The sequence below is a fragment of the Cellulosimicrobium composti genome (assembly GCF_009711085.1).
GTDB lineage: Bacteria > Actinomycetota > Actinomycetes > Actinomycetales > Cellulomonadaceae > Cellulosimicrobium > Cellulosimicrobium composti.
Window position 1 is genome coordinate 36,256 of record NZ_WMKA01000029.1, and the last position, 12,089, is coordinate 48,344.

Annotated in this window: 11 protein-coding genes; 10 read left to right on the forward strand and 1 reads right to left on the reverse strand. The window is 75.8% G+C overall.

Annotated features, from left to right (window positions below; all coding sequences use genetic code 11):
• Positions 1-5: 5 nt before the first annotated feature.
• From rimP to rbfA, 5 genes are all read left to right on the forward strand, one after another.
• A complete protein-coding gene (gene rimP / locus GJV82_RS12545; protein ID WP_115942369.1) occupies positions 6-623 on the forward strand; it encodes a ribosome maturation factor RimP in 618 nt (205 codons plus the stop codon).
• A 2-nt stretch (positions 624-625) separates the two neighbouring features.
• A complete protein-coding gene (gene nusA / locus GJV82_RS12550; RefSeq protein ID WP_155099455.1) occupies positions 626-1,687 on the forward strand; it encodes a transcription termination factor NusA in 1,062 nt (353 codons plus the stop codon).
• Positions 1,688-1,768: 81 nt separating this feature from the next.
• On the forward strand, positions 1,769-2,092 hold the full coding sequence (locus GJV82_RS12555; RefSeq protein ID WP_225873320.1) for a YlxR family protein: 324 nt from the start codon (positions 1,769-1,771) through the stop codon (positions 2,090-2,092).
• A gap of 157 nt (positions 2,093-2,249) precedes the next feature.
• A complete protein-coding gene (gene infB / locus GJV82_RS12560) occupies positions 2,250-5,096 on the forward strand; it encodes a translation initiation factor IF-2 (RefSeq protein WP_318657598.1) in 2,847 nt (948 codons plus the stop codon).
• Positions 5,097-5,216: 120 nt separating this feature from the next.
• Positions 5,217-5,657, forward strand: a complete 441-nt coding sequence (gene rbfA, locus GJV82_RS12565; RefSeq protein WP_024840550.1) for a 30S ribosome-binding factor RbfA — start codon at positions 5,217-5,219, stop codon at positions 5,655-5,657.
• Positions 5,658-5,737: 80 nt separating this feature from the next.
• Here the strand turns inward: rbfA and GJV82_RS12570 are convergent, their stop codons facing one another.
• Positions 5,738-7,216, reverse strand: coding sequence for an MFS transporter (locus GJV82_RS12570; RefSeq protein WP_155099457.1), 1,479 nt, complete (start codon positions 7,214-7,216; stop codon positions 5,738-5,740).
• Between the two features lie 79 nt (positions 7,217-7,295).
• Between GJV82_RS12570 and GJV82_RS12575 the strand changes: the two genes are divergently transcribed.
• From GJV82_RS12575 to GJV82_RS12595, 5 genes are all read left to right on the forward strand, one after another.
• Complete coding sequence (locus GJV82_RS12575; protein WP_225873321.1) at positions 7,296-7,886, forward strand: TetR/AcrR family transcriptional regulator; 591 nt, start codon at positions 7,296-7,298, stop codon at positions 7,884-7,886.
• Positions 7,883-8,869 (forward strand): tRNA pseudouridine(55) synthase TruB, encoded by a 987-nt coding sequence (gene truB, locus GJV82_RS12580; RefSeq protein ID WP_155099458.1) that lies wholly within the window; start codon positions 7,883-7,885, stop codon positions 8,867-8,869. Before GJV82_RS12575 ends, truB begins: the two co-directional genes overlap by 4 nt.
• A gap of 149 nt (positions 8,870-9,018) precedes the next feature.
• Positions 9,019-10,050 carry a bifunctional riboflavin kinase/FAD synthetase gene (locus GJV82_RS12585; RefSeq protein WP_318657599.1) on the forward strand — a complete coding sequence of 344 codons (1,032 nt, stop codon included), beginning with the start codon at positions 9,019-9,021 and terminating at the stop codon, positions 10,048-10,050.
• A gap of 2 nt (positions 10,051-10,052) precedes the next feature.
• Positions 10,053-10,745, forward strand: a complete 693-nt coding sequence (locus tag GJV82_RS12590) for an ABC transporter ATP-binding protein (protein WP_115942375.1) — start codon at positions 10,053-10,055, stop codon at positions 10,743-10,745.
• Positions 10,746-10,825: 80 nt separating this feature from the next.
• Positions 10,826-12,089: DUF6297 family protein (locus GJV82_RS12595; protein WP_155099460.1), on the forward strand; the 1,264-nt coding region annotated here is incomplete at its 3' end.

Genomic DNA, 12,089 nt, shown 5'->3' on the forward strand with positions numbered 1-12,089 from the left:
GAGTGATGGCAGGGCAGGCGGGCGGTCAGCCCGGCAAGGCATCAGGAGGCGACGCGGCGACGCACGCGCTCCGCGAGAGCGTCCGCGAGGCCGTCGAGCCCGCGGTCCGCGACGCAGGACTCCACCTCGAGGACGTCGCGGTGTCGCGCGCCGGCGCGCGGTCGGTGGTGCGGGTCGTCCTCGACCTCCCGGACGACGTCGAGGGCAACCTCGACCTCGACACCGTGGCCGAGGCGACGCGCCCGATCTCGACCGCGCTCGACGCGGTCGACCGGCTCCACGGTGCGTACACGCTCGAGGTCTCCACGCCCGGCACCGACCGCCCGCTCACCGAGCCGCGCCACTTCCGGCGCGCGCGCGGCCGTCTCGTGCGCCTCGTGCTCGCCGACGGCGGCACGGTCGAGGGGCGCCTGCGGTCCGGCTCCCCGGTCGAGACCGAGCTGCACCTGGACGTCCCCGGCAAGCGCGGGGTCGTGACGGAGCGCGTCGTGCCTCTGGCGGACGTCGTCCGTGGCCACGTGGAGGTCGAGCTCAAGCGTGCGCTCGAGGCCGACCTGCCCGGGCTCGACGACGCGGACGACGCCTCGACCGACGACACGACCGCCCACGACGAGGAGGCCTGACGATGGACGTGGACATGAGCGCGCTGCGCCTGCTGGAGCGCGAGAGGGACATCAGCCTCGACGTCCTGGTCGCCGCGATCGAGCAGGCCCTGCTGTCGGCCTACCACCGGACCCCGGACGCGTACACCCGCGCGCGCGTCGAGCTCGACCGCAAGACGGGGCACGTGACGGTGTGGGCGCGCGAGGAGCTGCCCGCGCCCGAGTCCGACGACCCCGACGTGCCGCGCGGCCCGGTCGAGTACGGTCCCGAGTTCGACCACACCCCGGCCGACTTCGGCCGGATCGCCACGTCGACGGCGCGTCAGGTCATCGTGCAGCGACTGCGCGACGCGGAGGACGACCAGATCCTCGGCACGTTCCGCGGCAAGGAGGGCGAGGTCCTCGCGGGCGTCATCCAGCAGGGGCGCGACCCGCGCGTCGTGCTCGTCGACGTCGGCGGCACGGAGGCCGTGCTCCCGCCCCACGAGCAGGTGCCGACCGAGGAGTACGTGCACGGCGAGCGTCTGCGCGCGTACGTGCTCGAGGTCGCGCGGGGAATGAAGGGCGCGCAGATCACGTTGAGCCGGACGCACCCGAACCTCGTGCGCAAGCTCTTCGAGCTCGAGGTGCCCGAGGTCGCGGACGGATCGGTCGAGATCACCGCGATCGCCCGCGAGGCGGGCCACCGCACCAAGGTCGCGGTGCGGTCGCGCGTCCCGGGCCTGGGGGCCAAGGGTGCGTGCATCGGTCCGATGGGCTCCCGCGTGCGGGCCGTCATGGCCGAGCTGCACGGGGAGAAGATCGACATCGTCGACCACAGCGACGACCCGGCCCAGTTCGTGGCCAACGCGCTGTCCCCGGCGCGTGTGTCCTCCGTCACGGTCGTCGACGAGGCGGCTCGCGCCGCGCGCGTCGTCGTCCCGGACTTCCAGCTCTCGCTCGCGATCGGCAAGGAGGGGCAGAACGCCCGCCTCGCCGCCAAGCTCACGGGCTGGCGCATCGACATCCGCTCGGACGAGGGCGGCGCGCCGGCCGAGGGGTCGGACGGGGCCGCTCCCGCAGGTCCTCGCACTGCCGACCGGTAGTTGCCGGGCGTGGAACGGTCACGGATGACGGGTCGGCGCGGTAGACTGTCATCGACCGGGCCGCGCGCCCGCACCTCGACCATGCCCCCGGACACCACGACCCGCCCCGTCCCGACGGGCCCGGGTCCTGTCCGCACGTGCGTCGGATGCCGGGAGCGCGACCTGCGGTCAGCTCTTCTCCGTCTGGTCCTCGACCGGTCCGGCGCGAGCACCGACGAGCCGCGGCTCGTGGTGGACGCCGGGCGGTCGCTGCCGGGTCGCGGTGCGTGGCTCCACGCGTCGACCCGGTGCCTCGAGGCGGCGGAACGCCGGCGGGCCGTCCCGCGGGCCCTGCGCGTCGCGGGGCCCCTCGACCTCGCCGCGGTCCGCACCGTGATCGAGGCGCAGGCGGAGGAGCACGGCTGAGCCATGCGTCACGGTCCCGTCCCGCGGGACCGCACTGCACGACACGTCGACAAGGAAGCGGGTTAGAAGCCGATGGGCACCCGATGAGTACCCAGCGATGAGCACCCAGCACTAACGACGGTCCTCCCTGTCCGGGGCGGGCCGAGACAGGAGAGTTGTGGCAAAGGTCCGCGTCTACGAGCTCGCGAAGGAGCTCGGGGTGGAGAGCAAGACCATCATGACCAAGCTGACGGAGCTCGGTGAGTTCGTCCGCTCGGCATCCTCGACCATCGAGCCACCGGTGGTCCGCAAGCTGCGCGACGCCTTCCCCGCCGGGGGCGGCGGCGCGAGCAAGCCCGCGGCGGCACCCGCCCCCGCCCGTCCGGCCGCGCCGAAGCCGGCCCCGAAGCCCGCGGCCAAGGCCGAGCCCGCCGCGCCCTCGGCGCCGGCTCCCGCTCCCGCCGCCCCGCGTCCCGCGGAGCCGCAGGCCCCGACCCCTGCCGCCCCGGCCTCTCAGGCCCCGGCACCGCAGGCCCCCGCCGCGCAGCGTCCCGCGCCCGCGCCGGGGCAGAAGAAGCCCACCGCGACCCCCAAGCCGGGTGGCGGCACGAACGCGCCCGCGCCCCGTCCCGGTGGCTCGGGTGCGCGTCCCGGCGCGCCGCGCCCGGGCAACAACCCGTTCGCCCCGAGCCAGGGCATGCCCCGGCAGGGCGGCCCGCGTCCCGGCGCCCCGCGCCCGGGCAACAACCCGTTCGCGTCGAGCCAGGGCATGCCCCGGCCCGGCCAGCGTCCCGAGCGCACCGAGGGTGCCGCGGCGGCGTCCGGCGACCGTGCGGGCGGTCCCCGTCCGGGCGGGCCGCGTCCCGCCCCGCGCCCCGGCGGCCCCCGCCCCAACCCGGGCATGATGCCCGGCCGCACCTCCATCGGTCGCCCCGGTGAGCGCCCCGCTCCCGGTGGTCGTCCGGGCGGTGGCGGCGGAGGTCGCGGCGGTGGCGGCGGCTTTGGCGGTCGTCCCGGTGGCGGTGCCCCCGGCGGCGGCTTCGCCGGTCGTCCCGGTGGCGGCGGCCGCGGTGGCGCGGGTCGTGGTTCCACGCAGGGCGCCTTCGGGCGCGCCGGCGGTCGTCCGGTCCGCGGGCGCAAGTCGAAGCGCGCGAAGCGCCAGGAGTTCGAGCAGATGCAGGCGCCGTCGCTCGGCGGCGTGCAGGTTCCCCGCGGGAACGGCTCGACCGTCGTGCGCCTGCGCCACGGCTCCTCGCTCAACGACTTCGCCGACAAGATCGACGCGAACCCCGCGAGCCTCGTGACCGTCCTGTTCCACCTCGGTGAGATGGCGACGGCGACGCAGTCGCTCGACGAGGACACCTTCGGGACCCTCGCGGCCGAGCTCGGCTACGTCATCGAGATGGTCTCGGCCGAGGAGGAGGACCGCGAGCTGCTCGGGTCCTTCGACATCGACCTGGACGCCGAGCTCGAGGCGGAGGGCGACGACGAGCTGATGGCTCGTCCGCCGGTCGTCACGGTCATGGGTCACGTCGACCACGGAAAGACCAAGCTCCTCGACGCGATCCGCCAGACGGACGTCGTCGCGGGCGAGGCCGGCGGCATCACCCAGCACATCGGTGCGTACCAGGTGCGCCACGAGCACGAGGGCACCGAGCGGGCTATCACGTTCATCGACACCCCGGGTCACGAGGCGTTCACCGCCATGCGTGCCCGTGGCGCCCAGGTCACGGACATCGCGATCCTCGTGGTGGCCGCGGACGACGGCGTGATGCCGCAGACGATCGAGGCGCTCAACCACGCCCAGGCGGCGGACGTGCCGATCGTGGTCGCGGTCAACAAGGTGGACAAGGAGGGGGCCAACCCCGCCAAGATCCGCCAGCAGCTCACCGAGTACAACCTGGTGGCCGAGGAGTACGGCGGCGACACGATGTTCGTCGACGTGTCCGCGAAGCAGAACATGGGCATCGACGACCTCCTCGAGGCCGTCCTGCTCACGGCGGACGCCTCGCTCGACCTGCGCGCCAACCCGGACAAGGACGCGCGCGGTGTCGCCATCGAGGCGAACCTGGACAAGGGCCGCGGCGCCGTCGCGACCGTCCTGGTCCAGTCCGGCACGCTGCACGTCGGTGACGCGATCGTCGCCGGCACGGCCCACGGCCGCGTCCGCGCGATGTTCGACGAGCACGGCAACGCCGTGACCGAGGCGGGCCCCGCCCGTCCGGTCCTCGTGCTCGGTCTCGCGTCGGTGCCGAGCGCGGGCGACACGTTCCTCGTGGCGCCCGACGAGCGCACCGCGCGCCAGATCGCCGAGAAGCGCGAGGCCGCCGAGCGCGCCGCCCTCCTGGCCAAGCGCCGCAAGCGCATCAGCCTCGAGGACTTCACGCAGGCCCTCCAGCAGGGCAAGGTCGAGACCCTCAACCTCGTCCTCAAGGGCGACGTGTCCGGTGCCGTCGAGGCCCTCGAGGACGCGCTGCTCAAGATCGACGTGGGCGACGAGGTCCAGCTGCGCGTCATCCACCGCGGTGTGGGTGCCATCACGCAGAACGACGTCAACCTCGCGACGGTCGACAACGCGATCATCATCGGCTTCAACGTGAAGTACGGCGAGCGCGTCGAGGACCTGGCCGAGCGCGAGGGCGTCGACGTCCGCTTCTACTCGATCATCTACCAGGCGATCGAGGACGTGGAGGCCGCGCTCAAGGGCATGCTCAAGCCGGAGTACGAGGAGGCCCAGCTGGGCACCGCGGAGATCCGCGAGATCTTCCGCTCCTCGAAGTTCGGCAACATCGCCGGGTCGATCGTCCGCTCGGGCGAGATCCGCCGCAACGCCAAGGCGCGGGTCCTGCGCGACGGCAAGGTCATCGGGGACAACCTCACGGTCGAGTCGCTCAAGCGGTTCAAGGACGACGCGACCGAGGTCCGCGAGGGCTTCGAGTGCGGTATCGGTCTGGGCTCGTTCAACGACCTCCAGGTCGGCGACACGATCGAGACGTTCGAGATGCGCGAGAAGCCGCGCTCCTGACGTTCGTCACGCCCGGGGGCGGTCACGGTTCGTGGCCGCCCCCGGGCGTCTCTCCACCCGGGGCACGTCGGCGTCCGTCGTCGCCGGTGGCCGGAACGCTCGGCACGAAAGGAAGAAGACATGGTCGACAACCCTCGGGCGAGGAAGCTCGCCGACCGCATCAAGGAGATCGTCGCGCAGCTCCTCGACACGCGGATCAAGGACCCGCGCCTCGGGTTCGTCACCGTGACGGACGTGCGCGTCACGGGCGACCTGCAGAACGCCTCGGTGTTCTACACGGTCTACGGCTCGGACGAGGAGCGGGCCGGGACGGCCGCGGCGCTCGAGAGCGCGAAGGGCCTCATCCGGTCCGAGGTCGGCAAGCAGACGGGGATCCGCCTGACGCCGACGATCGAGTTCCACCTGGACTCGGTCCCCGAGACGGCCGCGCACCTCGACGCCGCGCTCGTCGAGGCACGGCGCCGCGACGCGGAGCTCGCGGCCCTGCGCGAGGGGAAGACCTTCGCCGGGGACGCGGACCCGTACCGCACGGCGGAGGACGACGAGGCGGACGAGGGCTGACCTCGCCGACCGCGGACGAAGGGCCGGTGGCGGCACGCAGCGCGTGCGATCACCGGCCCTTCGTCGTGCCCGGGGCGCGGTCAGCGTCCGGCGCCCCGCGGGAGGAAGAGCGCGGCGGCGGTCGCGACGGCGAGCACGACGGTCCCGACGACGAGGGCCGGGACCAGCCCGGTCGCGAAGGCGGTCGGCGTGAGCGCGCCGCCCGCGGCGAGGAACACCGCGGTGAGCAGGGCGACTCCGAGCGCGACGCCGATCTCCCGCAGGGTCGCGTTGACGCTGCTCGCGGTCGCGTGGTCGGCGTCCGCGACCTCGGCGAGCACCGCCGTCGCGACGGGTGCGAACGTCAGGCCCATGCCGACCCCGGCGAGGACGAACGCCGGGACGAGCGTGCCGTAGGCGCTCGGGTCGGCGTCCACGAGGAGGGCCATCCAGCCGAGCGCGACGGTCTGCAGCGCGAGGCCGGTGACGACGAGCGGGCGCACGCCGACCCGGGATGCGAGCACGCCCGCGAGCGGCGCGACGACCATGGGCGCGGCCGTCCAGGGGAGGGTCCTGACGCCGGCCTCGAGCGGGGAGTAGCCCTGGCCCACCTGGAGGAACTGGGTGAGCAGGAACACCGCGCCGAACATCCCGACCGCGAACGCGAGGCTCGCGACGTTGGCGGCGCTGAAGCTGCGCGAGCGGAACAGGCGCAACGGGACGAGCGGGTGCGCCGTGCGGGACTCCCGCACGACGAAGAGCACGAGGAGCGTCACCGCGGCGGCGAGCGTCGCGAGGGTCGCGGCCGAGCCCCAGCCGCGCCGCTCGGCGTCGACGATGCCCCACACGGCGAGCAGGACACCGCCGCCGGCGAGGAGCAGGCCGGGCACGTCGAACGGCTGCCGGCGGCCGAAGGACTCGCGCAGCGCGGCGACCACGAGGGGCACGCCGACGGCCGCGACCGGAACGTTGAGCCAGAAGATCGCCTGCCAGCTCAGCCCTTCGACGACGGCGCCGCCCACGAGGGGGCCGAGGGCGACGCCGAGGCCGGAGACGCCGCCCCAGACGCCGATCGCGAGCGCGCGGCGCGCGGCCGGGACCGCCCCGACGAGGAGGGTGAGCGACAGCGGGAAGATCGCGGCCGCGCCCGCGCCCTGGACCGCGCGGGCCGCGACGAGCGCGCCCGGGGTGTCGGCGAGGGCGGCGGCCGCCGAGGCGAGCGTGAACAGCGCGATGCCGCCGACGAAGACGCGGCGCCGGCCGAGGCGGTCGCCGAGCGCGGCCGCGGGCAGCATGAGCGTGGCGAAGGCGAGCGTGTACGCGTTGACGAACCACTGGAGCTGCTCGACGGTCGGCCGGAGCGCCTCGGAGATCACGGGCAGCGCCCCGGTGACGACGAGGTTGTCGAGCGTCGCCATGAACATGGGCAGCGACGCCGCGGCGAGGGCGAGCGCGACGGGCCGCGGGCGGCGCTCCGTCGCGCGCAGGGCGGTGGGCGTGTCCGCGGCGGGCGGGCGGCGCTCCGGGGCGTCCGCGACGGTCGCGCGACCGGGTGCGACGTGGGTCGAGGGGAGTGACATGGCCGAGGCCTCCCAGACTGTAAGCATTGATTGATTACTACCTGAGTGACGCTAGTTATCGACTGATAACCTGTCAACCATGACCTCCGACGCACCGGCCCGGCGCATGACGCGCGACGAGCGCCGCGAGCAGATCCTCGACGCGGCGACCGCGGTGTTCGCCCGGGGCGGCTACGCGGGCACGAGCACCGACCAGGTCGCGCGCGCGGCGCAGGTGTCCCAGCCGTACGTCGTGCGGCTGTTCGGGACCAAGGAGGAGCTGTTCCGCGAGGTGTTCGACCGCGTCGCGAGCGAGATCGTCGCGCGGTTCGAGGCCGTCCCGCCCGGCCCCGGCGCGAAGTCGGCGATGGGCGAGGCGTACACGCGGCTCATCGCCGACCCGGACCAGCTCCGCGTCCTCATGCACGGGTTCGTGCTCGGCTCCGACCCGGTGCTCGGCACCCGGGCGCGCGAGGTGCTGGCCCGCGCGTTCGACCTGTACCGCACGCGCGCCGGGGCGAGCGACGAGGAGGCGCGGGACTTCGTGGCGCGCGGCATGCTGCTCAACACGCTGTTCGCCGTCCAGGCCCCGGCCCACGCGGACGACGACCCGGTGCTCGCGGTGCTCGTGCGGTGCACGGTCGACCCGTCGGACGGTCCCGGCCGCGCGGCGGCGGGGGAGGCCCGATGAGCGCGCGTACCGAGGGCCCGCGCGACCGTGCCCCGCGTCGGCCGCCGACCGCGCCCGACGGCCTGGTCGTCGTCGACAAGCCGGGCGGGTGGACGAGCCACGACGTCGTGGGGCGCGCCCGACGCCTCGCGGGCACGCGCAAGGTCGGCCACGCCGGCACGCTCGACCCGATGGCCACGGGCGTGCTCGTGCTCGGCGTCGGCCGCGCGACGAAGCTCCTCACGTACGTCGTCGGCGCGGACAAGGACTACGACGCGACGATCCGGCTCGGCGCCGCCACGACGACCGACGACGCCGAGGGCGAGCTCGTCGCCGCGGCCGACGCGTCCGGCGTCGCGCGCGCCGACCTCGACCGCGCGGTCGCCGACCTCACGGGAGAGATCCTCCAGGTGCCGAGCACGGTGAGCGCGATCAAGGTCGACGGGAAGCGCGCCTACGCCCGGGCCCGCGCGGGCGAGGACGTCGCGCTCGCCGCGCGGCCCGCCGTCGTCTCGCGCTTCGACGTCCTCGACGTGCGTCCCGTGGCGCCGGGCGAGGCCGGTCTGCCCGACGACGCGCCACCCGCGCTCGACGTGGACGTCGCCGTGACCGTGTCCTCGGGCACGTACGTGCGCGCCCTCGCGCGCGACCTCGGCGACGCCCTCGGGGTCGGCGGGCACCTCACGGCGCTGCGCCGCACGCGCGTGGGCGGCTACGGGCTCGACGTCGCCTCGACGCTCGAGGACCTCGAGGCGCAGGCTGACCGGGACGGCGTCCTCGCGACGCTGCCCCTCGCCGACGCCGCGCGCGCGACGTTCCCCGTGCGCGAGCTCACCGCGCCGGAGGCGACGGCGCTGTCGTACGGGCAGTGGGTGCCCGCGACGGGGGCGCCCGGGACGACGGCGGCGATCTCCCCGGCGGGCGAGCTCGTCGCGCTCGTCGAGGACACCCGCCGCGGCGGCGCGGACCTCGCGCGACCCGTGCTCGTGCTCGCCCCCGCCTGACCCTCCGGTTCGGCGCGGGGCGCCGGGCGTGGCAGTCTTGTCCAGCGCGGTGCCGACGTCTCCCCGGCGGCCCGCCCGACCTCCGGCGGCGCGGTCGGCCCGCCCGGGCCGCACGTCGCCGGCCACCCGCTCACCTGAGGAGTTCTCGCGTGCACCTGTGGACGGACCTCAGCCAGGTTCCCCCGGGTTTCGGCCCGTCGGTCGTGACGATCGGCAACTTCGACGGCGTCCACCGCGGCCACGCCCAGGTGCTCGGTCGGATCGTCGACCTCGCCCGCGAGCGCGGCGCGCGCGCCGTGGCGGTGACGTTCCACCCGCACCCGGCCGTCGTACACCGCCCCGAGAGCGCGCCCGAGCTCATCACGGGCATCGCCGACCGGGTCGAGCTGCTCGCGGGGACGGGTCTCGACGCCGTCCTGCTCGTCGAGTACACGCTCGACTTCGCCCGCCAGACCCCCGAGGAGTTCGTGCGCACCTACCTCGTCGACGGTCTGCACGCCGGGGCCGTCGTCGTCGGGCACGACGTCCGGTTCGGGCGCGACAACGCGGGCACCATGGCGACGATGGTCGAGCTCGGCGCGCGCCACGGCTTCGACGTCGTGGCGATCGACGACGTCGGCCAGCACCAGGGCGTGCCCGTCACCGACGAGGCGACACCCGGTGACTCGCAGGTGCGGTGGTCCTCCACGGGCGTGCGCGCGCTGCTCGCGGCGGGCGACGTGCGCGAGGCCGCGCGCATCCTCGGGCGGGCGCACCGCGTGCGCGGCACGGTCGTGCACGGCGACGCGCGCGGCCGCGAGCTCGGCTTCCCCACGGCGAACCTCGGCGCGATCAGCGGCATGGTTCCCGCTGACGGCGTGTACGCGGGCTGGCTCGAGCGGCCCCAGCTCGCGAGCGCCGACCCCGGGCACCCGGACGTGCGGCTCCCGGCCGCGATCTCGATCGGGACCAACCCGACGTTCGACGGGGTGGAGCGCCGCGTCGAGGCCTACGTGCTCGACCGCGCGGACCTCGACCTCTACGACGAGGACGTCGTCCTCGAGCTCGTCGAGCGGCTGCGCCCCACGCTGCGCTTCGACGGGATCGAGCCCCTCGTCGCCCAGATGCACGACGACGTCGCGCGCGTCCGCGAGATCCTCGCCGCGGACGCGGGGTCCACGGGGCCCGCGACCGAGGCCTGACGGTGCCGTCCGCGGCTCCCGTCCTCGAGGCGCGCGGCCTGCGCGTCGGCTACGCGGACGTCGCGGTCTGCGCTCCCGTCGACCTCACGGTGGCGCCCGGCGACCTCGTGGTCGTCATCGGCGCGAACGGCAGCGGCAAGTCGACGCTCCTGCGCACGGTCCTCGGCCTGCAGGCGCCGCTCGGCGGCGTCGTGCGGGCGTTCGGTCGCGACGTCGACGAGCGTGAGCGGGACTTCCGCGCGCGCGTCGCGGGCGTGCTCGACGACGACGCGTTCTTCCCCGCGCTCACCGTGCGCGAGCACCTCGTGCTCGTCGCGCGCGGGCACGGCGTGGCCCGGGCGGGCGCCGTGGTCGACGCCCTCCTCGACCGGTTCGGGATCGCCGACCAGGCGGGCGCGCTGCCGTCGGCGCTCTCGTCGGGCCAGCGCCGCCGCTTCCTCCTCGCGTCGGGTTTCGCGCGCCCGCGCGAGCTGCTCGTGCTCGACGAGCCCGAGCAGCGTCTCGACCCGGGGATGCGCGAGCGGCTCGCGGGCCTGCTCGTCGACGACGCGCGGGACGGCGTCGCGGTGGTCCTCGCGACGCACGACCCCGATCTCGTCGCCCGGACCGGCGCCCGCGGTCTGCTCGTCGGCGACGACGCGTGCGTCGCGCTGGACCCGGCGGATGCGCACGACGCGCTCCTGGCGGTGCGCTGACGGTGGCCGACGCGCGCCGCCCCGACGGAGCTCCCGGGTCGACACGACGCGCGGGCCGCGACGACGGTGAGGGCACCGCGGTGCACGCGCCGCGGACCGACCCCGACGAGCTGCTCACCGGCCGCGAGCTGCGGCGCCTGACCGTGCGCGCCGCGGCGGCGCGCGCGGACGCCGGACCGGGGGAGATCGTCGTCGACGTCGCGTACGCGGTCGTGTCCGTCGCGCTCGCCACGGTCTGGGTGGTCGGGCTCGCCACGATGCTCCGCTCGTCGCTCGACGGCGGGGCCGCGACCGGCTCGGGGCAGGTGCTCGGGCCGGGCGGGGTCCAGGCGCTCGGGACGGCCGCGCTGCTCGCGTTCCTCGCGGGGACGGTCGTGCGGCTCGGGCCGGTGGGCGTGGGCAGCGCGGGCGTGCGCTGGTGGGTGCCCACGCCGGCGGACCGGCGTGGGCTCGTCGTGCCGTCGTTCGTCCGGGCGGTGCTGCTCGGCGGCGTCGTCGGCGCGGTCGGGACCGCGGTCGTCGCGGTCGCCGCCGGTCTCGACGCCGGCCCGTCGCTGCGGGCCGTGCTCACGGGCGGCGCGCTCGGTCTCCTGCTCGTCACGGTCGCGGGGCTCGCCCAGCCGTCGCCCCGCGCCGCGGCCGTGCTCGCGCGGGCGAGCGACGTCGCCGTCGCGGCCGTGCCGGTGGCGGGCCTCGCGCTCGTCGCCGCCGGACGCCCCGGGCTGCCCGCGCTCGCCGCGCCCCCGCTCGTCGCGGTCGGGCTCCTCGCGGTCGCCGCGGTCCTCGTGCTGCGCTGGTGGCGCGGGCTGGAGTCGCTCGGCGCGACCGTCCTGCGCGCGCAGAGCGCGGTCGCGGACCAGGTGGGCGGCGCCGTGCTCTCGGTCGACACGCGCGACCTCGGCCGCGCCCTGCGCCGGGCGGGCGCAGCCCGGGTGCGCGTCCGGCGGCCGCGGCGGTTCGGGGTCGTGCGGGGCCCGTTCGGCGCCGTCGTCGCGGCCGACCTCGTGCTCCTCGGTCGCAGCCCCTCCGCGCTCGCGCAGCTCGTCGGCCTCGGCGCGCTGACCGTCGTCGCGCAGCAGGTCCCCGGTCTCGGCTCCGGGCTCGGGCTCCTCGGTGTGCTGGTCGTGGCCGGCCTCGGCGCCGCCGTGCTCGGGGCCGAGGGCGCGCGCACCGCGGAGATGGCGCCCGTCGTCGACGCCCTCGTCCCGCTCGGCGCGCGCCGGACCCGGCTCGCGCGCGCGGTCGTGCCCACCCTCACGGCCGCCGTGTGCCTCCTCGCGGGGGCCGCGCCGCTCGTCGTCGCGACGGGGGACGCGCGGTGGGCCGCCCTGGCCGCGCTCGCCG